Source organism: Erythrobacter sp. NAP1, from assembly GCF_000152865.1.
Classification (GTDB): domain Bacteria; phylum Pseudomonadota; class Alphaproteobacteria; order Sphingomonadales; family Sphingomonadaceae; genus Erythrobacter.
Window position 1 is genome coordinate 2,118,435 of record NZ_CH672390.1, and the last position, 25,426, is coordinate 2,143,860.

Here is a 25,426-nt window from a genome sequence, read left to right on the forward strand (position 1 = left end):
GCCGCCCGGCTAGGCGGCCCTTTCGCCTTTTGAGCTCAAGCAAATCGGCCCGGAAGGGCGCTCACAGATTAGAACGTGTACCCAAGCCCGATGCCGCCGATGAACTGGTTGGCGCTGCCACGGTCTACGGTGAACGGGGTGTCAGCGGCATCGCCTACAAGCCGCGTGTAGCCAGCGACGGTGTAAATGTTCAGGCCGCCGTTCAAAGCATTGCCATCGAGGTCGAAGGTGAGGATCGCGATTGAACCGACGCTGTTCAGCCCGCCATCGGCGGTAAACTCGGCAAGCCCCGTCGCTGCCGCATCGGCGGGCGTGACGGTGTAATAATAGTCGGCAAAGTCATCGTCGACGAAGCTTGCATTGACGCTCAATTGCAGGGCGGCGCTGTTCCCGAACGGCCTGAAATAGCTGATACCGGGTTCGAACAGCATGCCGTTATGTGCATCGAGAACATCCCAGCGAACCTGCGCGTTGAGGGTGATACTGTCGCGCTCTGCGAAGATCCCGGGAAAGCTCACGCCGCCATTGACGCCCACTTCGATTGCCACATCGAGCTCGGTTGCAAGCTCGACCACCTCGTCTTCGATCTGGTTTGCCCGGTCATTGCGAAAACGGAAGGACGGGCCGAACGAGAAGCTTGTCTCGGGCGGCATCAGCGAAGGGCCCTGTGAAAGCAGGTCGAGATTGAAGCCGGGACCGTTCGGGCTGATCCCGACACCGGCCACGCGCCCGACAATCAGCGGTAGCGGGAAAACGACGTAATCGTCCGATCCCGAATAGCTTGGAACAAGCCCTGCCCCGATCCCCACGGTCGCCCATGTTTCGTCGAATACGAACTTGAATGGCGCAACGCCCGACGGCGGGCCGCTCGTCACTGGCCCCTGGGGTGGACGCTCCTGCTGGGGAACACCCTCAGCGCTTTCTGGTGCGGTATCTTCTGGCTCGCTGGCAGCATCGGCAAGGTCGAAACCGGTCAGATCATCGCCAGTTTCGGCCGCCGCAGGGGCCGCAAAGAGGGCCGAAAGCGCGAGAGCGGGTACAGCGAGCATTCGGGGAGCGGGGTACAAGGGTGTCTCCAGTCGGGGATAGGGTGTAGAGTGCGCGCGAGAATTGATGCACACAATGCACTTAGAGGCGAGCGGTTCCGGTTGCATGACACCCCGAGCACACCGTGCGCAAGGCCTGCCGGGATCAAAATCCAGCGCGTCATTGCCCCTGCCCTCACCAGCGCCTAGGGCCTTGAAACAGATGAGCGACTCACAATTCGATTGCGTCATTGTTGGCGGAGGCCTTGCTGGCGGGCTGATCGCGCTTGCGCTGCACAAGGCGCGGCCCAATTATCGCATCGCCCTCGTCGAAGCGGGTCGCGTGGTGGGCGGCAACCATCGCTGGAGCTGGTTCGACAGCGACCTTTCCGCGAAGGGCCGCGAATTGCTCTCCGCCTTTCGTCAAACCGGCTGGGACGACGGATATGAGGTCCGCTTTCCAAAGTATCGCCGCAAGCTCAAGACGGCCTACCGTTCAATGGCATCGGCCGATTTCCATGAAGGGCTTTTGCGCGAACTGCCTGAAAGCGCGCTTTATCTTGGTCGCAAGGCGGTGGGTCTCGATGCGAGCGGCGTCGATCTTGCGGCGCCAGAATTCGGAGAACCCGAGCGACTCAATGCGCGCAGCGTGATCGACTGCCGCAGCTTCAAGCCGAGCCCGCATCTCAATGGTGGCTGGCAGGTCTTTCTTGGCCGCCACATCCGTTTGAGCGAACCGCACGGGCAGGAGCGTCCGGTAATCATGGATGCGACGGTCGACCAGCATGCGCCGCATGGCAACGGTTCGGCCTATCGGTTCGTCTATGTCCTGCCATTGGGCGCGCACGACGTCTTCCTCGAAGATACCTATTACGCCGACGATCCGATGCTCGATCGCAGCGCGCTGTCGGGCCGGATCGATCAATATGCCAGCAAACACGGTTGGCAGGATGGCGCAATCGTTGGACACGAGGCAGGCGTGCTCCCGGTCCTGACCGGCGGTGATTTCTCAGCCTATCAGGATACTATCCGCATTCCTGGCGTCGCAGTTGCGGGCGCTCGCGGCGGCTTCACTCACCCGCTGACCAGCTACACGATGTGTGTCGCGGTTGAAAATGCGCTCGCAGTTGCTGACAACGCCGATCTTTCGGGTGAGCAACTCGCAGCTTTGTTCGAGGTTCGCGCACGCCGCCACTGGCGCAAGACCGGCTATTATCGCCTGCTCGCCCGCTTCCTGTTCTTCGCCGCCCGGCCAGAGCGGCGGGTCAAGGTCTTTCAGCGCTTCTACCGGCTGCGCGAAGGGCTGATCGAACGCTTTTACGCGGCCCGCTCAAATCCTTTTGACAAGGTCCGCGTCCTGTGGGGCGAGCCTCCCGTACCTATCCCAAGCGCGATCACCGCCATGTTTAAACGCGGCGCGCCTCTCAAAACAGATGCGCAAACGGAGTTTGGACACTCTGAGTTTGCACAAAACGAAATTCCAGCGGAGAATGAGGCATGAACGTCAATTCGACTATCCAGGGCGGGCTTGACCTCAACCCGCCATCGGGCCGCGAAAAAGGCATCAATCCGGCTATGGCCGAAAAGTATGCAGGCAAGCGCGCCTGCGTCATCGGTGCGGGCTTTGGCGGGATGGCGCTTGCGATCCGGCTGCAATCGCATGGTATCGAGACAACGGTCGTGGAAGCGCGCGATAAGCCCGGTGGCCGCGCCTATTTCTGGGACAAAGAAGGCTTCACCTTCGACGCTGGCCCGACCGTCATCACCGACCCGCCGTGCCTGAAGGAGCTGTGGGAACTGACCGGCCACGACATTGCCGAAGATGTCGAGCTGATGAAGGTCATGCCCTTCTATCGCCTCAACTGGCCGGACGGCACAAACTTCGATTATTCGAACGACGAGGAACAGCTCGCCGCTGAAATCGCCAAGCTGAACCCCGATGACGTGGTCGGCTATCAGCGCTTCCTCGAATATTCGGCGGAAGTCTACGAAGAAGGCTATCTCAAGCTTGGCACTGTGCCGTTCCTCGATTTCAAGTCGATGCTGAAAGCCGCGCCTGCCCTCATCAAGAAGCAGGCCTGGCGCAGCGTCTACGACATGGTGTCGAAATACATCAAAAGCGAAAAGCTGCGCGAAGCATTCAGCTTCCACACGCTGCTTGTCGGCGGAAGCCCGATGAAGACGTCGAGCATTTATGCGCTGATCCACAAGCTTGAGAAAGATGGGGGCGTCTGGTGGGCACGCGGCGGGACCAACCGCCTGATCGCCGGCATGGTGCGACACTTCGAGCGCCTCGGCGGCACAATGCGCGTCGGCGATCCGGTGGTTCAGGTTCACACGATCGGCACTCGCGCGAGCGAGGTCGAAACCAAGTCGGGGTGGAAGGAACGCTTCGATGCGGTCGCCTCGAACGCCGACATCATGCACTCCTACAAGGACCTGCTCTCAGGTTCGGAGCGTGGCCCCAAATACGCAAAGTCGCTCGCGCGCAAGAGCTACAGCCCGTCGTTGTTCGTGGTGCATTTCGGGCTTGAGGGAACGTGGCCGGGCATCCCGCACCACATGATCCTGTTCGGCCCGCGCTATCACGGGCTTGTCGACGACATCTACAAGCACGGTGTGCTGCCGCAGGATTTCTCGATCTATCTGCACCACCCGACCGTCACCGACCCGAGCATGGCACCGCAGGGCAAGAGCACGTTCTACGCGCTTGTCCCCGTCGCTCACATGGGCAAGCTTGCGGTTGATTGGGACGCGGTTGGCCCGCAGCTTGAAAAGGCGATCCTCGATGAAATCGGGCGCCGCCTGATCCCTGACATCCACGACCGGATCGTCACCAAGTTCAGCTACGCACCCAAGGATTTCAAGCAGGACCTTTCCGCCCATATGGGCAGCGCCTTCAGCCTTGAACCGGTCCTGTGGCAGAGCGCTTACTTGCGCGGCCACAACCGCGACGACGTGATCGAGAATTTCTATCTCGTCGGCGCAGGCACCCATCCAGGCGCAGGCATTCCGGGCGTGGTCGGCAGCGCGAAGGCTACGGCAGGTATTGTGCTGGAGGACTTGGCCGCTAAAGCGACCGCATGAACCTTGTCAATGCAGTGAATGATAGCTGGGCCTGGACGGGTATCTCGATCAACCGAATCCGCGCCCAAAGTCCGATGGGTCATCTCGTTGTCTCTGATCGCGAGGAGCAGTTCTTCTATCTCGATCCCGATGGAATGGCGGTGATCGCGCTCGGTAGCAACGACCAAGCCCAAACACATCTCCGCACTGATGAGGCCAAGGAGCTTTGGTTCGGTGGCGAGCTATACTCGAAGGCGCTCGAGCGATTGGGCGAACCGCCGCAAGGCTATGTTCTCAATCTGGAATTGCCTGCCATGATCGAAGGGCGTTACTCGCCAGAAAACATGTGGACTTGGCCACTCGAAGAGCTGATCCGTGTGACCGGCGACGTGGCTCGTCAGATAAGCGACCTGCCAGACGGAGCGCAGGTGGAATTGGAAGTGACCGACTGACATGAAACGCCTCGCCATCTATTGCGGCTCCGCCACCCCTGCCGATCCGCGCTATATCGAACTCGCCGAAGATGTCGGCGCTGCCCTCGCCCAGCGCGGGATCGGGGTTGTCTATGGTGGCGGAAGGCTCGGGCTGATGGGCGCGGTGGCCAAGGGCGCCTTGCAGGAGGGCGGCGAGGTGATCGGGGTGATACCTGAGGCGCTCGCCAATTCCGAAGTTGCCAACAACGACTGCACCGAGCTTCACACCGTTCGCGGCATGCATGAGCGCAAGCAGAAGTTCACCGACCTCTCGGACGGCTTCGTCACGATCCCGGGCGGAGTGGGAACGATGGACGAGCTCTGGGAAGCAATGAGCTGGGCGCAGCTTGGCTATCATCAGGACCCTGTTGGTCTGCTCAACGCCTTCGGCTTTTACGACGACCTCATCAAGTTCAACGCTCGCATGGCGGACGTCGGCTTCGTCCGCCCTGCCCACCAGAATATCCTGATCCATGCAGATCGCCTGCCCGATCTGCTCGACAAGATGGCGGCCTACAAACCGCACACCCCGATCTTCAAGATGAAAGCCGAAGATTTGTGAGCACCAAGCCGCGCCCGCTTTTCCTGAAGGACCGGCGGGATACGCCCAACGTCCCCGGCGGCGGGCGCAAACGCGAGGCATTGGTCGAAAAGTCCCGGATCGCAATTCGCGAAGGCTCGCACAGCTTTCATGCGGCCGCGCGCCTGTTCGACAAGACCACGCGTGAACGCGCATGGCTGCTCTACGCATGGTGCCGCAGATGCGATGACATTGCCGACAATCAGCACATGGGCGGTGAGCTCGGCGATCAGTCAAACGCCGAAGATCGCCTCAAGTCCATCCGTCTGCTGACACGCCGCGCACTCGATGGCCTTCCCACCGCCGATCCTGCTTTTGATGCTTTCGGCTTGGTCGCTGCCGAAGTTGGCCTGACCGAACAGATGGCCGAAGACGTCATCGCAGGCTTTCAGCTCGATGCCGCAGACTGGCGGCCTCGCACCGAGGCCGACATGATGCGCTATTGCTACCACGTGGCTGGCGCGGTCGGGGTGATGATGGCGGTTGTTATGGGGGTGGACCCCAAGGACAAGGACACGCTCGACCGGGCCAACGATCTGGGCCTGGCGTTTCAGCTCTCGAACATCGCCCGCGATATTGTCGAGGATGATGCCGCGGGCCGCTGTTACCTCCCTGAAATGTGGCTGGTGGAGCAGGACATCGAACCCGGCCAGCACACGAAGCCGCACCACCGCGAGGAACTTGCCGAAATGGCAGCGCGCCTCGTCGATCTTGTCGAAAAGCACGAGGCCGCCGCCCGCGTTGGCGCAGCACGCTTACCTTTTCGCAGCCGCTGGGCGGTACTCTCGGCAGCGCGTATTTACGGCGCGATCGGGCGCAAGGTCAGGAAGCGCGGTATCGAGGCTTGGAATTCGCGCACATACGTCCCGCGCTGGGAAAAGGCGTGGTACGGCGTGCGCGGTTTCGTCTCGGCTGTCATCAATCGCCCGCACGAGCCTGATCAGCCAATCGACTGGGGTATCGCGGATTATCGACCCGATCCGGCTTGAAGCGCGCGCGCTTGCGGCGTAGCGCTGCGAGGCATGAGAGGATTTCACACAATCGCTGCCAGTGCACTTGCGCTCGTCGCCACTCCGGCGCTTGCCGAAGCTCATGACGAAGCCGCGGGTCCCGAGGCCGCCGTCACCGCATTCATGACCGCTTTTGACGCGCAGGATGCAGAGGCAATGCGCGCTCATATCATCGAGGGCACAAGCGTCACCGTGATCGAAGAACGTGAAGGTGAGGACCGCGTGCGCGCCGTCCCGCTCGACGGCCTGGTTGCAACCATCGCAGCTTCGCAAAACGATCTAGCAGAGCCGATTTGGAATTTGCGCTCGGTCGAAGACGGCCCGGTTGCGACCGTGCTCGCCGATTACGAATTCCTCGTCGATGGAGAGCGCTCGCATTGCGGGACCAACATCCTCAACCTCGTGCGGGTCGAAGGCGTGTGGAAAATCGCCGGGATTGCTTATTCGCACCGTGAAGAAGGCTGCGAAGGAGCGCCGCAATGATCTCCAAGCTTCTCATCGCCAATCGCGGCGAAATTGCCTGTCGCATCATGCGCACGGCCCGCGAAATGGGCGTGGCAACGGTTGCGGTCTATTCGGACGCCGATGCCAAGGCGCTGCATGTGCGCATGGCTGACGAGGCGGTGCATATCGGCGCCTCGCCTGCTGCCGAGAGCTATCTGGTCGGCGAGAAGATCATCTCGGCGGCAAAGGAGACGGGCGCTGAGGCGATCCATCCGGGCTACGGCTTCCTGTCGGAAAACGCCGGGTTCGCGCAGGCCGTGATCGATGCCGGGCTGATCTGGGTTGGCCCCAAGCCTGAAAGCATCGAGGCAATGGGCCTGAAGGACGCCGCCAAGGAACGCATGATCGCAGCCGGTGTGCCCGTTACACCCGGCTATCTTGGCGAGGACCAGTCCGTTGAACGGCTCACCAAAGAAGCGGGCGACATCGGCTATCCTGTGCTGATCAAGGCGGTCGCGGGCGGCGGCGGCAAGGGGATGCGCAAGGTCGATGCTGCGGCGGATTTCGAAGCCGCGCTCGAAAGCTGTCGGCGCGAGGCCAAGGCGAGCTTCTCCAATGACGAGGTGCTGCTCGAAAAGTGGATCACCTCACCCCGCCATATCGAAGTGCAGGTGTTCGGCGACAGCCACGGCAACGTCGTCCACCTCTTCGAGCGCGACTGCTCGCTCCAACGCCGTCACCAGAAGGTGATCGAGGAAGCCCCCGCCCCCGGCATGGACGAGGCGACCCGCGAGGAAATCTGCGCCGCCGCCGTGCGCGCCGCGAAGGCGGTCGATTACGAGGGCGCAGGCACGATCGAATTCATCGCCGACGCCAGCGAAGGCCTGCGCGCCGACCGCATCTTCTTCATGGAAATGAACACGCGCCTTCAGGTGGAGCATCCGGTGACCGAAGAAATCACCGGAGTGGATCTGGTGGAGTGGCAGCTGCGCGTGGCGAGCGGCGAGGCGATTCCGCTGACACAGGATGAACTCAGCATCGACGGCCACGCCATTGAGGCGCGGCTCTACGCAGAAGACCCAGCGACCGATTTCCTCCCCTCGACCGGCCCGCTCGACCATTTCGACTTGGGCGAAGAGGGGCGGATCGAAACCGGGGTCGAACAGGGCGACGAGATTTCCCCATTTTACGACCCGATGGTCGCCAAGCTGATCGCGTGGGGTGAGGACCGGGACGAAGCGATAGACCTGCTCGCCGACATTGCAGAAGAGGTCGAGGTCTGGCCGGTGCGCACCAATGCTGGTTTTATCGCGCGCGCCCTGCTCGACGATGATTTTGTCGACGCAAATCTCGAAACCGGGTTCATTGCGCGCAAGATGGACACGCTCGTTCCCGATCCCTTGCCGAGCGATGCGGCCTGGCAGACGGCGAGCGAGTTTGCGCTTCTTGCCGCCAGCGAAGACCACGAAAACCTGCCCACTGGCCTGCGTCTTAATGCTGCGCCGCGTCTGTCGGTGCACCTCGCCCATAAGGGCGAGGGCCGTGATGTCCCGGTGACCGGAGCAGACGCGGATATCGAGGCAACGGGCATTGTCGATGGCGAGCGTGTGCTCCTGTTTTCGTCGGGACAGGCCTTCGAATTTGAAACCGCCGTGAGAGGCTCAGGCCACGCTTCCGCTGCAGACGGCGCGATCCTGGCGCCGATGCCGGGCAAGGTCATCGCGGTTGACGTCTCCGAAGGCGACGCAGTCACCGCTGGCCAGCGCCTGATGGTGCTTGAGGCGATGAAGATGGAGCACGCCCTCACCGCGCCCTTCGACGGGACTGTCACCGGCCTCGAAGCGAGCGTCGGCGGACAGGTGCAGGTCGAAGCGGTCCTCTGTGTGGTGGAGCCTTCGGAGTGATCCGGGTTTCCTTGTCATTGCGAGGAGGCGCAGGCGACGCGGCAATCCATGGACCAATTCTTGCCCGACACAATTGCCGTTGTTGTGGCCGCGATGAGTCGTCCATGGCTTGCTTCGCTACGCTCGCAATGACGAGATAGAGATGGGTTGGGAAAAAGAACTCGAAGAACTGCGCCAGCGCGAAGCCTTCGCCGATCAGATGGGCGGCACGGACAAGGTCGCCAAGCAGCATGGTCGTGGCAAGATGGATGCGCGCGCGCGGCTCGATGCGATATGCGATCCGGGTTCCTTCCGCGAAATCGGCAAGATCGCAGGTAAGGGCCATTACGACGAAAACGGCGACCTGACCGGCGTCACCCCTGCCCCGTTCCTCTTCGGCAAGGCCACGATCAATGGTCGCCCGGTGGTCGCCACCGCGGACGACTTCACCATTCGCGGCGGCGCAGCAGACGCCGGGATCGCGCGCAAGATGGTGCAGGCCGAGACCATGGCGAACGAACTCAAGCTGCCAATCATCCGCATGATCGACGGCACGGGCGGCGGGGGTTCGGTCAAGACCCTCGAACAAATCGGCGCGACCTACATTCCGGCGGTCCCGGGTTGGGGGGCCGTGGTTGAAAATCTCGACACAGTGCCGGTGGTCGCGCTTGCTCTTGGGCCCACGGCCGGCCTTGGCGCGGCGCGGACGGTCGCCAGCCACTATTCGATCATGGTGCGCGGACTATCGCAATTGTTTGCCGCTGGCCCTGCCGTGGTCGACGGCCTCGGCGCAGCATACAAGAGCGCCGAGGACCACCAGCAAGCAAAAGAAGAGCTTGGCGGCGTCGACATTCACACGCGCAACGGCGTGGTCGATGACGAAGTCGCAAGCGAGGCCGAGGCTTTCGCCCGCGCGCGCTACTTCCTCTCCTTCATGCCCGAACATGTCGGCCAGCTTGCCCGCCGCGCTGAGAACACCGACCCGGTGGACCGCCGCGAAGAGGCGCTGCTCAGCCTTGTCCCGCGCGATCCACGCCAAGTCTATTCCATGAGGCAGGCGATGGAGATGGTGCTCGACCAGGGCACTGTTTTCGAGATCGGCAAGAACTGGGGACGCGCCGCCATCACCGCCTTTGCCCGGCTCGATGGCTGGCCGGTTGCGGTGGTCGCGAGTGATCCCAGCTATCTGGGCGGCTCTTGGGAGGCAAAGACCAGCGAGAAGGTCGAGCGTTTCGTTAAGCTCGCCGATCAATTCCGCCTGCCTATCGTTCACCTCGTCGACAATCCCGGGTTCATGATCGGACGCGAGGCGGAAGTAGCGGGGACAATCCGCTACGGCGTGCAGGCGATGAACGCGATCTACAAGGCGAGCGTGCCACTGGCGAGCATCGTCTTGCGCCGTGCCTACGGCATTGCGGGCAGCGCGATGAGCAATGCCGAGCGCTTCCAATATCGCTTCTGCTGGCCGAGCGGAGACTGGGGAAGCCTGCCCATCGCAGGCGGGATCGAGGTCGCTTACAAGTCCGAGCTCGAAGCGTCGCAAGACCCCGAAGCCGAACTCGCCGCGATCCGCGAAAGGCTGGCGAAAGTCACCTCGCCGTTCCGCTCAGCCGAGCGTTTCAATGTCGAGGATATCATCGACCCGCGCGATACGCGGCCATTGCTGTGCGAATTTGCGCAGCTTGCATGGCGCAAGCTTGAGGCGGAGGCCTAGGCTTCCTTCGCGCCCAGTCCCATTTCAGGCTCGGGCGGACCAAACAGCTTGCCCTTTTCGCTGAACAGGACGAGCGCAAGGCAGGCGAGCCCGGCGGCCAGTAGCGAAAGCGCGAGTGGCTGCGGTGTGCCGTCATAGGCGTAGCCCACCGCTGCGCCCAACAGGGCCGCGACAGTCAGGCGGATAAAGCCGTGAACCGAGCTTGCCGCACCTGCGATGTCGAAAAACGGGTTCATCGCGATTGAACCGAAATTACTGCCGATAAAGCCGAGCAGCATCATGTTGATCGCCATCAGCGGCACGAATTGCCACAGGGTCTCGTTTGGCTGGAAAGCGAAATAGACCTGCAGGCTGGCAACGAAGATGAAGGTGAGCAGCGCGGTATGGCTCACGCGGCGCGCGCCGAAACGCTCCACAATGCGCGAGTTCGACCAGCTGGCGAATGCCATCGAGCCTGCGCAGATCCCGAATATGATCGGGAAAAGATCCGGCGCACCGAAGCTTTCGGAGATGAGCTGCTGCGAGGAATTGATGAAGCCAAACAGTGCCCCGAAGACGAGCGAAGATCCGATTACGTAACCGATAATGCTCGGCATGCTCACCGCGCGCAGCATGTTGCCGCCGATCACGCGGGGGCGGATTTCCTGACGGTTCTCTTCGGTGAGGCTTTCCGGCAGGCGGAAATAGACCCATGCTCCGATGATGAGCCCCTGAAGCGCCATCGCGCCGAAGATCATGCGCCAGTCGCCGATAAGCAGGATAACCTCACCGATGCTGGGGGCGATGGCGGGGACCATCAGGAAGATCACGAAAATCAGGCTCATCATGCGCGCCATCTTGTCGCCGCCCACCCGGTCGCGAATGATCGCCGGCGGCAGAGCGACAATGCCCGCACCGAAAAAGCCCTGCGCCGCACGAACGGCGATCAATGCCTCGTAAGTGGTCACAAGTGCGCTTGCGATGGAAAGGACAATATAGACAGCGATCGACCCAAGGAGGATCGGGCGGCGACCAAACCGGTCCGCCAATGCGCCGGGGATTAGCGCCCCGATGCCCGCGGTCAGCAGGTAGACGCCGACCACGAACTGACGATCATTGCCTTGGACGGACAGCGACACCGCAAGCTCGTCAAGCGCAGGCAGGATCGCGTCGATCCCGAACGCCTGGAGCGCCATGAGCAGGGCCATCATCCAGATCATCTCGGTCTCGCCGAGACGTTTGGTGGGCGCAGAGATGGGGGCAGCGGTTGCCATTGCCGCTCCCTTGCCCTGAGGCTCACCCGATGACCACTGTTCTTTTCGCATATGCACAAAATCGCTGTGTTCGCGGAAAGTTCCAGCAATGCTTTCTTCGCAGCAATGAAGCGACTATTTCGTGAGGCATGTCCGAAGACCCCTCCAACGATGCAGAAGACGAGGCCGAAGCCTCGGGCAGCGGAGGGCTGCGCAAGATCATTCACGTCGACATGGACGCCTTCTTCGCGAGCGTCGAACAGCGCGACGATCCGGAATTGCGCGGAAAGCCGGTGGCCGTCGGAGGATCAGGCGGACGCGGCGTGGTGGCTGCGGCAAGTTATGAAGCCCGCAAGTTCGGGGTGCGCAGCGCCATGCCATCGGTCACGGCCAAGCGGCTGTGCCCCGACCTGATCTTCGTGCGCCACCGCTTCGATGCCTACAAGGAAGCGAGCCGCCAGATCCGCCGCATCTTCGAGCACCACACGCCGCATGTCGAACCGCTTAGCCTCGACGAGGCCTATCTCGACGTGACCGAAGACCGGCTCGGCATCGGCAGCGCGACCCGGATCGCTGAACTCATCCGACAGGAAATCCGCGCGAAGACCAAGCTGACGGCGAGTGCGGGGGTGAGCTACAACAAGTTCCTCGCAAAACTGGCTAGCGACCAGAACAAGCCGAACGGATTGTGTGTCATACGTCCGGGTCAGGGCGCTGACTTCGTGGCCGGCCTGCCGATCCGGCGTTTTCATGGCGTGGGGCCAAAGGCCGAGGAGAAGATGAAACGCCTAGGCATCGAAACGGGCGCCGATCTTGCTGCAAAGGACATCGAGTTCCTGCGCGCCAATTTCGGCTCCTTCGCCGACTACCTCTACCGCGCCGCGCGTGGGATCGACCTGCGCCCGGTGCGCGCGCACCGCGTCCGCAAGTCGGTCGGTGGGGAGCGCACTTTCAGCGAGGATATCTCAAGCGGGGCGGCGCTGCGCGACACGTTGGAGAACATCATCGAGATCGTCTGGGGCCGGATCGAGAATGCCTCCAAAGACGACAAGCCCACTCGCGGGCGCACAATCACTCTCAAGGTGAAGTTCACCGATTTCCAGATCATGTCGCGCGCGAAGTCAGTCCCGCACTGGATCGAGGACAAGCAGGAGTTTGCCCGCCTGTCGCGCGAACTGCTCGAAGAAGCGCTGCCACTTCCGATGCCGATCCGGTTGATGGGACTGACGCTGAGCAATCTTGAAGGCGCGCAGGATCGCGGCAAGGAGCAACGCGAGGACGCGCAGCTCAGCCTGCTATAGCGATCACTTTCGGTTGCCCGCCTTCCACTGCTCGATCCGCCTGCGAGTGACTCGCCCTAGAGGCTCGGGAAGCGAGTGGGAGGGGAAAAAGCGCGCATCAACGACTTCCCTTCCATCCGGCTTGGGCCGCGTATCGCAGATCGCGTGAAACAGGTACGCGGTGTGAGGAGAACCTGAGATGCTCTCGGTCAAGGCACCCAGCGTCTCGATTTCGGCAAGCGCAATGCCGACTTCTTCCATCACTTCGCGGCGCGCGCCTTCCTCCGGGTCTTCGCCGCGCTTGATCCCTCCACCGGGAAGCGCCCAGACGTCAGGGCCATAAGAGTGCTTGAGCAACAGGATATCGCCGGAAAGGTTGGTGACGATCACGCTTGTCCCGGCAATCGGTGCGCCTGAAAACTTGCGCCATCTGTGTCGAACCGAATGAGCGATCGGGAGCAAGGCCCGGTGCAGTGGCTTAGGTAGCAGGCGCTCTGCAATGCTCGCGATCAGGTGAAGCATGTCACCGGAATACCTCTGGTCTTTGCTGCACCAAGGAGGCGCGCGATCGGCAGGTCGTTTTCTCCCGCCACCGCAGCTTGGAAGACTGCAGCCTTCTCAGCAGATCCGCCAAGGGTAAGCACCACTTGCCGCGTCATGAGAAGCGCAGGCAGTGTCAGCGTGATCCGGTCGAAAGGCGCGTTTGCTGGCAACGGATCAGGCGTGATGCGGCGGATGGCCTGTGCATCGTCCACCTGCGGGTCGGTGTTTGGGAAGAGCGAGGCGATATGGCCGTCCGCTCCCATGCCGAGCCAGGTCAACGCAAACTCAGGCACCTTCTCAAGATCGCCGAGCGCAGTGATGCCCGCGCCGGTCGGTTGGAGAAGTGCGCGCATTTTGCCCGTGTTGGATGCCTCATGATCCTCCGGCACGATGCGATCATCATTGGGAATGAAATTGGCGCGCTCCCAGGACGGCCCCGGATCGGCCGCGATCAACCCTTCGAGGATCGGAAAAGGCGTCGATCCGCCAGGCATGGTGATGAAATAGCCGCCCTCGTGGGCGGCCTCAGCGGCAGCCATGCACTCGCCAAGCCATTGGGCGATTGCTTGGTTGTCAGCGCCTTCGATGATGTCGATCGTGCTCATCGCACCCGCATAGCAAAAGGGCCGCTCCCGCAAAGCGGAAACGGCCCAGTATTCGCATGAGTGCCGAGAATTACGCGGCCGTCGGCTCTTCGCCCAGGATTGAGCTCAGGAACCACACGCGCTCTTCGGCCATGTCGGTCCAGTCGTCGATGAGGCCATCGGTTGCATTGTCACCGGCGTCTTCCGCGAGCGGCTTCATGCCCTTGAGGCGGTCGACCATTTTCTTGTTGTCGTCGCGAAGTTCGCGAACCATCGCGTCGGGATCGAGGCTGGCTGAGTCCTGATCCTTGATGTTGGTGTGCTTGGTGATCGAGCCGATCGAAGTCAGCGTTTCGCCGCCAATCTTGCGCACGCGCTCACCAATCCCATCGATCTGGTCGCGGATTTCGATGGCCTGTTCGTCAAACAGCAGGTGCAGGTCGCGGAAGCGCGGGCCCTTGATATGCCAGTGGAAATTCTTCGACTTGGTGTAGAGCGCAAAGTGGTCTGCCAGCAGTCCATTGAGCTCGGTGATGAGTGCGGTTTTCGAATTGTCGTTCGTGTCTGCCATCGGGGGTTTCTCCTAATTTATAATGCGAACTGTTCGCAAAGCATCGCTTTCCGAATGTTACACTCAACCAACCCGCGAACTGCGAAATCGTTTCGAGAAATCGGCAATCAGCCTGATCGCCTTAATCGATCACAAGAATGTGTAACGAGCATTCAACCCGATCATGAGCGCTGCAAGAAAAGAACACACAGCGAGCCCCATGCGCAGAGCCCGCAAAGGGAACTTCTGCAGTCGATCAAGGCCCAGACCCCATCCAAGCCCAACCGCCGCAACTCCTCCAACGGCTCCGCCAAGCAATGCGGTCGTCGGGTAGATCGCCCAGGCAGCGAGCGCAAAGATCACGAACCGCGCAGCGTCTCCAATCTGGCGAAACACAAGCACCGCTCCGATTGCGACATAGGAGCGGGTCGGCTCTTTCATGCGCTTAAGCTTGACCGGCCACGCCAGTTCGAAAGCCGCGAGCGCGAGCGCGAAAGCAACCAGCATCTCCGCAGCGCGCCGTGGCAGGATGGCAGCGATGCTCGCGCCCGCATAAGCCATCACCGCAGCGCTCGCGATGGCGCATGCGCCGGCGATCAAGAGCAGTGGTACGTTTCGGTCAAGCTGCGACGAAAAGATCGCGACAATGCTCTGCTCTCGCCCGCCGAAAGCTATCACGAAAGTGAGGATCATGGCTAGAAGAAAGGCGTCCATGCGAGAGCTCTAGCATTGTTGCCGGGGTGCGCCAGTCGCTTGGCAAGACGCGGTGCGCGCTTCCTTTACAAGGTCCACGAAAAGCGTCGTTTTCCTACTCGCCCACATTGCGTTAAGGGTCTCGCTATGCCTTGGTTTTCCGCCAATTTTGCCCGACTGTCACTCGCCTTGGGGAAGGCGGGTATTTTGCGTCCAGGACCGTGTAACATGCGGTCCATGTTGCACTATCTCATGCCGCTAGCCATGACCGGCTATGGCGCGTAGGCAAAGCCAGATACCAACAGGGAGAGGCGAGCGATGAAACTCGAAACGGGAATGGCAGCAGTTGTAACGGGCGGCGCATCAGGACTTGGCCGGGCGAGCGCTGCAGCACTTGCCGAAGCCGGGCTCAAGGTGGCGATCTTCGATATCAATGATGAGGCGGGTGAAGAACACGCTGCCGCGATCGGCGGGACTTTCCACCATGTCGACATCATGGATGAGGACAGCGTCGAAGCCGGTTTCGCAGCCGCTCGCGCAGCCAATGGTCAGGAACGGGTGACAGTGCACTGCGCCATGGCATCCAAGCGTGGCAAGACGCTTGGCTGGGACAAGGAAAAGGGTGGATATAAGCGCCTGCCGACAGAAGACTACGCGTTCGGCGCCGAAGGCATTCTGGTCGCGAGCTACCGGGTCGCGAGCATCTCGGCTCTCGGGATGGCCAATTCAGAGCCTTTGAATGACGATGGGGAGCGCGGGTCGATCACGCTGACGGCCAGCGTAGCGGCGCAGGATGGCCAGATCGGACAAGTCATCTATGGATCATGCAAATCCGGGGTAAACGGCTTGGTGCTCCCGATGGCCCGTGACCTGATGGACCTTGGCATCCGGGTGAACTCGGTCATGCCCGGCATATTCGCGACTCCGCTGATGCTCGGGATGAAGGATCGCAATCCGCAGATGTGGGACCAACTCAACGCGAGCGTCCCTTTCCCCAAGCGGCTTGGCGAGCCTGAAGAGTTTGCATCGCTGATCTGCGAGATTGCGCGCAACTCCTACATCAACGGTCACCAGTTCCGCCTTGATGGCGCCATCAGGATGCCGCCGAAATAGGAGCGCTGCTGACAGGGCGTGGAGCGGGTGAAGGGAATCGAACCCTCGTCTTAAGCTTGGGAAGCTCCTGCTCTACCATTGAGCTACACCCGCATGTCTCGAACGCTGTCGCGGTGGTGCCAATGTCCCCGCTATCGCTGCGCGTCAATGGGAAATCAGCGCGCGCCTTTCGCGATCGCGAGAGCCTCAGCGGCGAGCGCGGTCACTTCATCGAAACGGCCTTGAGCCACAGCATCCTTGGGCGTGAGCCAGCTCCCACCGCAGGCGATGACGCTAGGCACACCGAGGAACTCGGCAAGGTTGCTGGCCGAGACGCCGCCGGTCGGCATGAAACGCATGGCCTGAAACACCGATGAGAACGCCTTGAGCATAGGCACCCCGCCTGCAAGGCTGGCCGGGAAGAACTTCACTTCTCTCAGGCCCATCGCATAAGCGCGCTGAACCTCGCCAGCAGTCATCGTGCCGGGAAAGATCGGGACCCCTTCGGCAAGGCAATACTCTGCGATCTCGTCGACCAGACCGGGGCAAACGATGAACTGGGCACCGCTTGCGAGGACCGACTTCGCCTGATCAAGCGTGAGCACAGTGCCCGCGCCGACGACAAGATCGTCCGTCTGGTCAATGATGGCTTCCATACCCGCCTGCGCATTCGCGCTGCGCATCACCACCTCGATCACGCTAAGACCACCGGCGGCAACGGCCCGCGTGATCTCGACCGCCTTTGCAGCGTCATCCTCGGCAATGAGAGGCACGACAGGCGCCGCTTCAAGTCGCGTGGTAAGGTCAGTGCTCAATGCCGGTCTCCTGATGTGTTATGCCCCGCGATAGAAAGTTTTGGCCGCGCCAGCAATCACGCGACGAATGCGTCACGAGGAAAGCTCTACGCGCACGATTTTGCATACTCGCGACCATGCTCTTGCAACGCGTCAAACGCCGCGTCATGTGAGGCGCAACTGGAGAGGAGTTTCAAGTAACCATGCGTCAGGTTGACCATTTTATCGTAGGCGAGCGCCCAGCCCCTACCCGCAAGGCAAATGTCTGGAACCCGTCGACCGGCGAAGTTCAGGCCGAAGTCGCACTGGGTGACCGCGACCTCCTCGAACGCGTGGTTGCGACCGCCAAGGAAGTGCAGCCAGCCTGGGCGGCGACCAATCCGCAAAAACGCGCCCGCGTCATGTTCCGGTTCAAGGAACTGATCGAGGCGAACATGCAGGAATTGGCAGAGCTCCTGTCCTCCGAGCATGGCAAGGTCGTCGATGACGCGAAAGGGGATGTGCAACGCGGGCTCGAAGTCATCGAGTTTGCCTGCGGCATCCCGCAGGTCCTGAAAGGGGAATACACGCAGGGCGCTGGGCCCGGCATTGATGTCTATTCGATGCGCCAACCCCTTGGCATTGGTGCGGGCATCACACCGTTCAATTTTCCTGCGATGATCCCGATGTGGATGTTCGGCATGGCCATTGCCGCTGGCAACGCCTTCATCCTGAAACCCTCCGAGCGCGATCCGTCCGTTCCGGTTCGCCTCGCCGAACTGTTTGTCGAGGCAGGCGCTCCCGAAGGACTGCTTCAGGTAGTCCACGGCGACAAGGAGATGGTCGATGCCATGATTGAGCATCCCGACATTCCCGCAATCAGCTTTGTCGGCTCTTCGGACATCGCACACTACATCTACCGTCGCGGCGCCGAATTCCACAAGCGCGTTCAGGCCTTTGGCGGCGCCAAAAACCACGGCATCGTGATGCCTGACGCTGACCTCGACCAGGTCGTCAACGACCTGTCCGGTGCTGCGTTTGGTTCAGCCGGCGAGCGTTGCATGGCTCTGCCTGTCGTCGTTCCAGTCGGCGATGAGACCGCCGACAAGCTGCGCGAAAAACTGATCCCCGCAATCAACGCACTCCGCGTCGGCGTCTCTACCGATCCCGATGCGCACTATGGTCCCGTTGTCACGCCGCAGCACAAGGAGCGGATCGAGCAGTGGATCACCACGGCAGAGCGTGAAGGCGGCGAAATCGTAGTCGACGGTCGCGGTTTCTCGCTCCAGGGCCATGAGAATGGCTTCTTCGTCGGCCCGACCCTGATCGACCACGTGACGCCGAACATGTCGTCCTACAAGGAAGAGATTTTCGGACCCGTCTTGCAAATCGTGCGCGCCAAGGACTTCGAAGAGGCCGTGCGCCTCCCGAGCGAGCACCAATACGGAAACGGCGTCGCCATCTTCACGCGCAACGGCCACGCGGCGCGAGAGTTCGCGAGCCGGGTCAATGTCGGGATGGTCGGCGTGAACGTTCCGATCCCGGTGCCGGTCAGCTACCACACATTTGGTGGCTGGAAACGCTCGGGCTTTGGCGACATCGACCAGTACGGCACCGAGGGCCTGCAATTCTGGACCAAGAAGAAGAAGATCACCCAACGCTGGCCCGATGGCGGCGGCGACGGATCGAACGCCTTCATCATTCCGACGATGGGATGACGGCAATGCGGACCGCTCTCGTCTTGGTCAGTGCATTCGCGCTTGCTGCTTGCGGCAGCGATCCGGCCCCGAATGAACCTGAAGCCGTCGAAACCCCGATGCCGGTCGAACCTGATGGAGGGATTGGCGATGGAGCCGGTCCGCTACCCGAGGACGTTCTCGCAAATCGCATCCCCACGCGCTTTCATGGCGCATGGGACTACGTCGGCGGCACATGCGACCTTGCCTCTGACATGCGCATGGAGATCAGCGGCAGCGAGATTCTGTTCTACGAATCGGTCGGGATCGTCACCGCAGCCGAAGCTGCAGGCGATGCGGTCATCGTCGATCTCGCTATGGAAGGCGAAGGCGAAACCTGGCAGCAGCGCACCCAGCTCATGATCGAGGGTCAAGGAAGCGATGAGCGGCTGCTCACTTCCGATGGCGATCTGCCTCCCACCGTTGACGAGCATCCAAGCAAACGCTGCCCATAGTAAAACTGCATGGCATGAAGGGGTTATTGTGATGAGAAAGACGATCGCGGCGATTGGATTTTTCTCTCTGCTCTCCGGCTGCGCCACAATGACGGAGCAACCGCCCGCTTCATCGCCGGAACCGCTGCGCCCGCCTGCGGGGAATTGCGATGCCTCAGCTGTGCAAAGCTATGTGGGCGAGATGGCTAACCAGCAAAGCGGCATTGCCATTCGATCTGCCAGCGGCGCGCGCGCCCTTCGTTGGGGGCCGCCTGACAGTGCCTGGACGATGGATTACCGCGATGACCGTGTGAATGTTCGCTACGACACGAACATGGTTATCACAGCGATCACCTGCGGATAGGGCGTCGACAATGCCGACCCGTCATCGCACCACTTCCGGATCACCATACGAAGCACAATTCGGTTTTTGCCGCGCGGTGCGCCAAGGCAACCGGATCATTGTCGCAGGAACCGGTCCGATTGAAGAGGATGGCTCGACAACGCCAGGCGGCGCAGCTCAACAGGCCGCGCGTTGCTGCGAACTGATTGTTGCTGCAATCGAGGAACTGGGCGGTTCGGCACGCGACGTTGTCCGTACCCGGATGCTGCTTACCGATTTCGAGGATCAGGAAGCTGTGGGCGCGGTTCACGCGCGCTTCTTCGGAGATGCAAAGCCTGCTGCGACCATGGCGGGCGTTTCGTGGTTGTGCCGGAAAGAATGGAAAGTAGAGATCGAAGCCGAAGCGCTACTTGATTGATGCCTTAGGCTACGATCCTCAGTTCAGGCGCCCGAAAATGCGCCGAGACGAGCGCTTGCCGAACCCGTTCCATCAGCTCTGTCGTCGTCTCGATACGAACGAGTTCTTCGTTTGAGATTATCACCTCAGGATACTCGTCACCCGTATCGATTGCGATCGTTGGCAAGGCAATCCGGTGACCGGAAAAGGTTTCTTCGAAGTCATCCTTGTGATGAAAAACCACCTCCATCGGCAAGCTATCTAGGAACCGTCGCCATTCGTTGTGCATCAAGACGGCACCATAGGTTATCGCGCAGAGCGAGCACGGATAGGTCTTGGGAGAAGCGATCTTCCAGACCGCATCCTTAAGCGCGTTTATGATGCCGCTGTCAGCGTTGTAGACGAGCAGCAGACGAGTTCGCTTTTGGGTCATATGGAAAGATACGTCGCCATCGCACAATTAGTTACATGATTGCGTGATTTTTGCACTGAGCGCGCGAAAAGAACCACTCTGAGCTCTTGCGCGGATCGCACTTTTCTAAGCCGCGCTCAGGGGCTAAATGGCCTCCCATGACAGGACAATTTGCACTCACCGACGACCAGCTCGCGATCCAGGAAATGGCGCAGCGCTTCACCGCCGACAACATCACGCCGCATGCAGGCGAATGGGACGAGAAGCACATCTTCCCTATCGATACAATCAAGCAGAGCGCCGAACTCGGCTTTGGCGCGATCTACGTGTCGGAGGAAAGCGGCGGAATTGGCCTTGGACGCCTTGAGGCGGCTCTGATCATGGAAGCCATGGCCTATGGCTGCCCGTCGACCAGTGCCTTCATCTCGATCCACAACATGGCCGCATGGATGATCGACCGCTTCGGATCGCAGACGGTGAAGGACAAGTATCTTCCCGATCTCGTGGGAATGGACAAGATCGCAAGCTACTGTCTGACCGAACCGTCGAGCGGCTCTGATGCAGCAGCGCTCAAGACCACGGCCAAGCGCGACGGCGACCACTACATTCTCAACGGCACCAAACAGTTTATTTCCGGCGCAGGCTCGAATGAGGTCTATGTCGCGATGGTACGCACCGGCGAAGACGGGCCGAAAGGCATCACATGCATGGTGATCGAGAAGGACTTCGAAGGCGTTAGCTTTGGAGCGAATGAGAAGAAGCTTGGCTGGCACTCGCAGCCCACGGCACAGCTTATCCTTGAGGACGTTCGTGTGCCGGTCGAAAACCTCGTCGGCGGCGAAGGCGAAGGCTTCCGCATTGCGATGATGGGCCTCGACGGTGGGCGCCTCAACATCGGCGCGTGCTCGCTCGGCGGTGCACAACGCTGCCTGGATGAAGCGGTCCGTTACACAAAGGAACGCTCGCAGTTCGGCAAGCCGGTGGCCGAATTCCAGAACACCCAGTTCACCCTCGCCGACATGGCGACCGATCTCGAGGCGGCCCGCGCGCTTCTCTACCTCGCAGCAGCGAAGGTCACGGAAAACGCGCCCGACAAGACTCGCTTCTCCGCTATGGCAAAGCGGCTCGCGACCGACAACGGTTCGTCCGTGGTCGACCGCGCGCTGCAACTGCATGGGGGCTACGGCTACCTTCAGGACTACCCTATCGAGCGTTTCTGGCGCGACCTGCGCGTGCACTCGATCCTTGAGGGCACCAACCAGATCATGCGAATGGTCGTGGGCCGTGACCTGCTGCGTCAGTGACCACGCTAAGCCTAGCGACGGTCACTCTCGTCGTCCCGCAATATGATGCCGGCATAGCGTTCTATTGTGGCCGGCTCGGCTTCGAGCTGGCTCAGGATACCGATCTGGGCCATGGAAAGCGCTGGGTTGTCGTCACTCCGAGCCGAGGCGCTCGGCTGCTTCTCGCCAAGGCATCGGGCGACGACCAGCTCGCGGCGATCGGGAATCAAGCCGGAGGGAGAGTTGCCTTCTTCCTCGAAACCGACAACTTCACAAAGACTTACGAGCATTTCTCGCGCGCAGAGGTAAATTTCCTCGAACAGCCGCGCGAAGAACCCTATGGCAAGGTGGTTGTCTTTAGCGATCCGTTTGGAAATCGCTGGGACCTGATAGAACCGAAAGACACATGATGACCGACGACGTCCTCATCCACACCAACGGCCCAATCGGCCACATCTCTTTGAACCGACCCAAGGCGCTTCATGCGCTCACTCTCGATATGTGCCACGCGATGAGCGCGGCTCTGTCTGAGTGGGCAAAGGATGACGCGATTGAAGCCGTTATCCTCGACCATCACGAAGGGCGAGGCTTTTGCGCAGGCGGTGACATCAATCTGCTGCGCGAATCCGCCCTGAATGATGGCGGCGTCAGTGGTCGAAAGTTCTTCCACGACGAATACCAATTGAACCATCAAATGTTCACCTACGAAAAGCCGATCGTCGCTTTCATGGATGGGATCACGATGGGCGGCGGCGTCGGTATCGCACTTCCCTGCAAATTCCGTGTCGCGACCGAGAACACGCGTTTTGCCATGCCGGAAACAGGTATTGGTCTGTTTCCCGATGTTGGCGGCGGTTGGTACCTCTCGCGCCTGGGCGGCCGCTTGGGCCAGTTTCTCGCACTGACCGGAGCAAGGCTGGACGGCGCAGAAACGCTGTGGACCGGGCTCGCCACGCATTACGTGCCCAGCGACATGCTCGAAGACATCAAGGCCCGCATTGTTGAGCGTCCGGGCCGCATCTCTGGTATCTTGTCCGAACCTGTCGGCACTCCTCCCGAGGCTCGGATCGAGAAAAACGCGCTCAAGATCGCCAAGCACTTCGCCAGCGACACCTATGAGGACATTCTGGCGAGCCTCGAAGCTGCGATCGAAGACGGCGATGACTGGGCGCAAAAAGAACGCGACACGCTTGGCACCAAGAGTCCGCAGACCTGCAAGGTCGCGCTTCGCCAGCTTGCAACCAGTGCGACACTCACTGATTTTGCCGACAACATGGCGATGGAATATCGCATCGGCAGCCGCGTTCTGGTGCGCCCGGATTTTGCCGAGGGCGTGCGCGCGGTGATCGTCGACAAGACACACGACCCCAAGTGGGATCCCGCCACACCTGAGGATACGAGCGAGGAACTGATCGACAGCATTTTCGCTCCGCTTCCGGCTGATGAAGAATGGAAACCCCTCTAATGACTGAGACCCAAGGCTACGAAACGATCCAGATTGAGACTAACGCCCATGGCACCAAGGGCGTCACGCTGATCACGCTCGATCGTCCCAAGGCACTCAACGCGCTCAATTCCAAGGTGCTTGATGAGCTTATGTGCGCCTTTGCCGGTTATCAGGCGGACGATAGCCAGCTTTGTGCCGTTATCACTGGCTCGGGCGACAAAGCATTTGCAGCAGGCGCTGACATCAAGGAAATGTCAGAAAAGCCCGCTTCCGACTTCTATCTCGACGACTTCTTCTCGCCGTGGACCTCCGAAATCGTAAAGAAGACTCGCAAGCCTTGGATTGCCGCGGTCAACGGGTTTGCACTTGGCGGCGGGTGCGAGCTTGCGATGATGGCAGACTTCATCATCGCTTCGGACAACGCCAAGTTCGGACAGCCCGAAATCAAGCTCGGAGTTGCTCCGGGCATGGGCGGCTCACAGCGTCTTACCCGCGCAATCGGCAAGTCCAAGTCCATGGAAATGTGCCTGACCGGCCGCATGATGAGCGCGGAGGAAGCAGAGCGTGCAAACCTCGTCGTGCGCGTGGTGTCTCAGGCTGATTTGCTCGCCGAGACGCTCAAGACGGCAGCAACAATCGCCAGCATGCCGCCTATGGCAGCCATCGCGAACAAAGAGATGGTGAATGCCGCGTTTGAAACGACGCTCGACCAGGGCCTGATCATGGAGCGCCGCATCTTCCAGATCCTCACCGCAAGCGAGGATAAGGCAGAAGGCATGGCAGCTTTCATCGAAAAGCGCGAAGGAAACTGGAAAGGGCGCTAAGCCCAAACCAGCGGGAGAGAGACATGACGATCGCATTCATCGGCCTCGGCAATATGGGCGGCGGGATGGCCGCGAACCTTGTGAAGGCTGGCCACCACGTGCGAGCCTTTGACCTCAGCGAAGACGCACTAGGCGCGGCGAAGGACGCTGGTTGCGAAACCTTCACCAGCGCGCGCGAGGCAGTTGAAGGTGTCGACGCGGTCGTCTCGATGCTGCCCAATGGTGCGATCGTCAAAAGCGTCTACCTCAACGACGTAATCGGTCATGCGCCCCACGCTGCGACCCTGATCGACTGTTCCACTATCGACGTTGCCACCGCGCGAGAAGTGGCTGATGCCGCTCATGCCGAGGGCTACAAGATGGTCGACGCGCCCGTCTCTGGCGGTATTGCAGCGGCCAATGGCGGAACCCTGACCTTCATGGTCGGAGGCGAACATCATGCATTCGAAGCCGCAGAGCCGATCCTTTCGGCCATGGGCAAGGCAGTTATCCACGCAGGCAGCGTGGGAGCGGGCCAGACCGCCAAGATTTGCAACAACATGCTGCTTGCTATCACGATGATCGGCACGTCCGAGGCAATGAAGATGGCTGAAAAACTCGGCCTTGATCCGCAGAAATTCTACGAGATCAGCTCGCAATCCTCCGGCTACAACTGGTCGCTCAATGCTTACACGCCGCTGCCCGGCGTGGGCGTCGAAAGCCCCGCGGACAACGACTACAAAGGCGGCTTTGCAACCCCTTTGATGGTCAAGGACCTGCGGCTCGCGATGGAGGCTGCAGAGACTGCCGATGCAGCTGTCCCGCTTGGCTCGCGCGCGGCTGCGCTCTACGAGGATTTTCTCGGGGCAGGCAACGAAGCCCTCGATTTCTCGGCGATCATCAAGACCTATTGATCTCTTCGATCACGCTCTCAAGCCATTCGCGCGGCGCCTTACGGCGACCAATATCGGCGACGAATTCCTGACCGCGTGCAACGCTTTTTAGCCTGCCGCCACGCAGCCACCGATCTGCTCGGTCGTGATAGGATAAGCCGCCACGCTTAAGCCACTCGGGTCGGTGCCAGAGGCTTGGCGGACCGTCCGGCACCGTCAGGCGCAGCGCATCACTTGCAATGTTCGCCTGCCTCCCCTCACCGCGCCAGATTACATCGTTGCGATGATGGAGCGCCAATGCGTGCGGGTGAGCTATGTCGGTGAGCTCGTCAGGAACCTGTTGGGTCAGGGGAACAACTTCCGCAACCCGAAGGTAGCCAAAAATCCTGTGGTGAGGTTCACGCGTCTGCTCATCTGCAAACAGTCCGAAAAACACGAAAACATCGCCCAAAGTGACGCCCTGGCGCTCAAGATGCGTTTGCGCTGCGCCGCATTGCCCGAAGACACAGGTTCCATCTGCCAGAAACATCGGATCGTGGTGGCACAGGTCACTTGCGCCCAGTTTCCCGCGGCTTGCCGTTTTTGCCAGCGAGGCAAGCCCAAGATCGCCATAAGTCGTCTTGCTCGCAGCTCCTGCCGGGATGGGCAAGCTGACCGGCCTGCCTCCGACAATCGGTGACGGACCGCCCCCGGCGCTGGAATCGAACCCCTTGCGTGAGAAGATGATGCGCATGGC

28 protein-coding genes and 1 tRNA gene are annotated in these 25,426 nt (G+C 60.9%); 19 read left to right on the forward strand and 10 right to left on the reverse strand.

Features of this window, described 5'->3' with window-relative positions; translation table 11 throughout:
• Window positions 1-68: 68 nt before the first annotated feature.
• Window positions 69-1,049: a MipA/OmpV family protein gene (locus NAP1_RS10040; protein ID WP_007165177.1), complete on the reverse strand. Its 981-nt coding sequence runs from the start codon at window positions 1,047-1,049 to the stop codon at window positions 69-71.
• 199 nt (window positions 1,050-1,248) lie between these two features.
• Here NAP1_RS10040 and crtY point away from each other — a divergent pair, with 199 nt between their 5' ends.
• The 8 genes from crtY (at window position 1,249) to NAP1_RS10080 (ending at window position 10,195) form a co-directional block, all read left to right on the forward strand.
• Window positions 1,249-2,526, forward strand: coding sequence for a lycopene beta-cyclase CrtY (gene crtY, locus NAP1_RS10045; RefSeq protein ID WP_007165178.1), 1,278 nt, complete (start codon window positions 1,249-1,251; stop codon window positions 2,524-2,526).
• Between the two features lie 74 nt (window positions 2,527-2,600).
• Window positions 2,601-4,112: a phytoene desaturase gene (locus tag NAP1_RS10050; protein WP_040464921.1), complete on the forward strand. Its 1,512-nt coding sequence runs from the start codon at window positions 2,601-2,603 to the stop codon at window positions 4,110-4,112.
• Window positions 4,109-4,543, forward strand: coding sequence for a hypothetical protein (locus tag NAP1_RS10055; RefSeq protein WP_007165180.1), 435 nt, complete (start codon window positions 4,109-4,111; stop codon window positions 4,541-4,543). The genes NAP1_RS10050 and NAP1_RS10055 overlap by 4 nt, the downstream gene beginning before the upstream one ends.
• A 1-nt stretch (window position 4,544) precedes the next feature.
• Window positions 4,545-5,126 (forward strand): TIGR00730 family Rossman fold protein, encoded by a 582-nt coding sequence (locus NAP1_RS10060; protein ID WP_007165181.1) that lies wholly within the window; start codon window positions 4,545-4,547, stop codon window positions 5,124-5,126.
• Entirely contained in the window at window positions 5,123-6,133 is a 1,011-nt protein-coding gene (locus tag NAP1_RS10065; protein WP_007165182.1) for a phytoene/squalene synthase family protein, read from the forward strand. Before NAP1_RS10060 ends, NAP1_RS10065 begins: the two co-directional genes overlap by 4 nt.
• Before the next feature lie 33 nt (window positions 6,134-6,166).
• Window positions 6,167-6,637, forward strand: a complete 471-nt coding sequence (locus NAP1_RS10070) for a hypothetical protein (protein WP_007165183.1) — start codon at window positions 6,167-6,169, stop codon at window positions 6,635-6,637.
• Entirely contained in the window at window positions 6,634-8,502 is a 1,869-nt protein-coding gene (locus NAP1_RS10075) for an acetyl/propionyl/methylcrotonyl-CoA carboxylase subunit alpha (RefSeq protein ID WP_007165184.1), read from the forward strand. The genes NAP1_RS10070 and NAP1_RS10075 overlap by 4 nt, the downstream gene beginning before the upstream one ends.
• A 142-nt stretch (window positions 8,503-8,644) precedes the next feature.
• The gene (locus NAP1_RS10080) at window positions 8,645-10,195 is read left to right on the forward strand and encodes an acyl-CoA carboxylase subunit beta (protein WP_040464922.1); all 1,551 of its coding nucleotides are present in this window, start codon (window positions 8,645-8,647) and stop codon (window positions 10,193-10,195) included.
• Here NAP1_RS10080 and NAP1_RS10085 read toward each other — a convergent pair.
• Window positions 10,192-11,448, reverse strand: a complete 1,257-nt coding sequence (locus NAP1_RS10085) for a multidrug effflux MFS transporter (RefSeq protein WP_007165186.1) — start codon at window positions 11,446-11,448, stop codon at window positions 10,192-10,194. The two genes, NAP1_RS10080 and NAP1_RS10085, sit on opposite strands and share 4 nt — an antisense overlap.
• Window positions 11,449-11,576: 128 nt before the next feature.
• Between NAP1_RS10085 and dinB the strand changes: the two genes are divergently transcribed.
• A complete protein-coding gene (gene dinB / locus NAP1_RS10090; protein WP_007165187.1) occupies window positions 11,577-12,728 on the forward strand; it encodes a DNA polymerase IV in 1,152 nt (383 codons plus the stop codon).
• Between the two features lie 3 nt (window positions 12,729-12,731).
• Here the strand turns inward: dinB and NAP1_RS10095 are convergent, their stop codons facing one another.
• From NAP1_RS10095 to NAP1_RS10110, 4 genes are all read right to left on the reverse strand, one after another.
• Window positions 12,732-13,229: an NUDIX domain-containing protein gene (locus NAP1_RS10095; protein WP_007165188.1), complete on the reverse strand. Its 498-nt coding sequence runs from the start codon at window positions 13,227-13,229 to the stop codon at window positions 12,732-12,734.
• Entirely contained in the window at window positions 13,217-13,855 is a 639-nt protein-coding gene (locus tag NAP1_RS10100; RefSeq protein WP_007165189.1) for a 6-phosphogluconolactonase, read from the reverse strand. The genes NAP1_RS10095 and NAP1_RS10100 overlap by 13 nt, the downstream gene beginning before the upstream one ends.
• A 70-nt stretch (window positions 13,856-13,925) precedes the next feature.
• Window positions 13,926-14,405: a Dps family protein gene (locus NAP1_RS10105; RefSeq protein ID WP_007165190.1), complete on the reverse strand. Its 480-nt coding sequence runs from the start codon at window positions 14,403-14,405 to the stop codon at window positions 13,926-13,928.
• A gap of 129 nt (window positions 14,406-14,534) precedes the next feature.
• The gene (locus NAP1_RS10110; protein WP_007165191.1) at window positions 14,535-15,098 is read right to left on the reverse strand and encodes a hypothetical protein; all 564 of its coding nucleotides are present in this window, start codon (window positions 15,096-15,098) and stop codon (window positions 14,535-14,537) included.
• A 297-nt stretch (window positions 15,099-15,395) separates the two neighbouring features.
• Between NAP1_RS10110 and NAP1_RS10115 the strand changes: the two genes are divergently transcribed.
• The gene (locus tag NAP1_RS10115) at window positions 15,396-16,190 is read left to right on the forward strand and encodes an SDR family oxidoreductase (protein ID WP_007165192.1); all 795 of its coding nucleotides are present in this window, start codon (window positions 15,396-15,398) and stop codon (window positions 16,188-16,190) included.
• Window positions 16,191-16,209: 19 nt separating this feature from the next.
• Here the strand turns inward: NAP1_RS10115 and NAP1_RS10120 are convergent.
• Together NAP1_RS10120 and eda are read right to left on the reverse strand one after the other, a co-directional pair.
• Window positions 16,210-16,283: transfer RNA gene (locus tag NAP1_RS10120), tRNA-Gly, on the reverse strand.
• A 62-nt stretch (window positions 16,284-16,345) separates the two neighbouring features.
• Complete coding sequence (gene eda, locus NAP1_RS10125; protein ID WP_007165193.1) at window positions 16,346-16,984, reverse strand: bifunctional 4-hydroxy-2-oxoglutarate aldolase/2-dehydro-3-deoxy-phosphogluconate aldolase; 639 nt, start codon at window positions 16,982-16,984, stop codon at window positions 16,346-16,348.
• Between the two features lie 182 nt (window positions 16,985-17,166).
• On the opposite strand from eda, the gene NAP1_RS10130 reads away from it, so the two are divergent.
• From NAP1_RS10130 to NAP1_RS10145, 4 genes are read left to right on the forward strand one after another with little or no spacing between them, the layout of a single operon-like run.
• Window positions 17,167-18,660 (forward strand): CoA-acylating methylmalonate-semialdehyde dehydrogenase, encoded by a 1,494-nt coding sequence (locus NAP1_RS10130; protein ID WP_007165194.1) that lies wholly within the window; start codon window positions 17,167-17,169, stop codon window positions 18,658-18,660.
• Window positions 18,661-18,665: 5 nt separating this feature from the next.
• On the forward strand, window positions 18,666-19,133 hold the full coding sequence (locus NAP1_RS10135) for a hypothetical protein (protein WP_156777244.1): 468 nt from the start codon (window positions 18,666-18,668) through the stop codon (window positions 19,131-19,133).
• A 31-nt stretch (window positions 19,134-19,164) separates the two neighbouring features.
• Complete coding sequence (locus NAP1_RS10140) at window positions 19,165-19,476, forward strand: I78 family peptidase inhibitor (RefSeq protein WP_007165196.1); 312 nt, start codon at window positions 19,165-19,167, stop codon at window positions 19,474-19,476.
• A 10-nt stretch (window positions 19,477-19,486) separates the two neighbouring features.
• Entirely contained in the window at window positions 19,487-19,873 is a 387-nt protein-coding gene (locus NAP1_RS10145; protein ID WP_007165197.1) for a RidA family protein, read from the forward strand.
• Window positions 19,874-19,877: 4 nt separating this feature from the next.
• Here the strand turns inward: NAP1_RS10145 and NAP1_RS10150 are convergent, their stop codons facing one another.
• Window positions 19,878-20,285 carry a hypothetical protein gene (locus NAP1_RS10150; protein WP_007165198.1) on the reverse strand — a complete coding sequence of 136 codons (408 nt, stop codon included), beginning with the start codon at window positions 20,283-20,285 and terminating at the stop codon, window positions 19,878-19,880.
• A gap of 137 nt (window positions 20,286-20,422) precedes the next feature.
• Between NAP1_RS10150 and NAP1_RS10155 the strand changes: the two genes are divergently transcribed.
• Genes NAP1_RS10155 through mmsB form a run of 5 tightly spaced genes read left to right on the forward strand, consistent with a single transcriptional unit; the run spans window position 20,423 to window position 24,711 of the window.
• Window positions 20,423-21,568 (forward strand): acyl-CoA dehydrogenase family protein, encoded by a 1,146-nt coding sequence (locus NAP1_RS10155; RefSeq protein ID WP_007165199.1) that lies wholly within the window; start codon window positions 20,423-20,425, stop codon window positions 21,566-21,568.
• A complete protein-coding gene (locus NAP1_RS10160; protein ID WP_007165200.1) occupies window positions 21,565-21,957 on the forward strand; it encodes a VOC family protein in 393 nt (130 codons plus the stop codon). Before NAP1_RS10155 ends, NAP1_RS10160 begins: the two co-directional genes overlap by 4 nt.
• Complete coding sequence (locus NAP1_RS10165; protein WP_040464923.1) at window positions 21,957-23,012, forward strand: enoyl-CoA hydratase/isomerase family protein; 1,056 nt, start codon at window positions 21,957-21,959, stop codon at window positions 23,010-23,012. Before NAP1_RS10160 ends, NAP1_RS10165 begins: the two co-directional genes overlap by 1 nt.
• Window positions 23,012-23,818 (forward strand): enoyl-CoA hydratase-related protein, encoded by an 807-nt coding sequence (locus NAP1_RS10170; protein ID WP_007165202.1) that lies wholly within the window; start codon window positions 23,012-23,014, stop codon window positions 23,816-23,818. Before NAP1_RS10165 ends, NAP1_RS10170 begins: the two co-directional genes overlap by 1 nt.
• The gene (mmsB, locus tag NAP1_RS10175; RefSeq protein ID WP_156777245.1) at window positions 23,803-24,711 is read left to right on the forward strand and encodes a 3-hydroxyisobutyrate dehydrogenase; all 909 of its coding nucleotides are present in this window, start codon (window positions 23,803-23,805) and stop codon (window positions 24,709-24,711) included. The genes NAP1_RS10170 and mmsB overlap by 16 nt, the downstream gene beginning before the upstream one ends.
• On the opposite strand, the gene NAP1_RS10180 is transcribed toward mmsB, so the two are convergent.
• On the reverse strand, window positions 24,698-25,423 hold the full coding sequence (locus NAP1_RS10180) for a hypothetical protein (protein ID WP_007165204.1): 726 nt from the start codon (window positions 25,421-25,423) through the stop codon (window positions 24,698-24,700). The two genes, mmsB and NAP1_RS10180, sit on opposite strands and share 14 nt — an antisense overlap.
• Window positions 25,424-25,426: the final 3 nt, after the last annotated feature.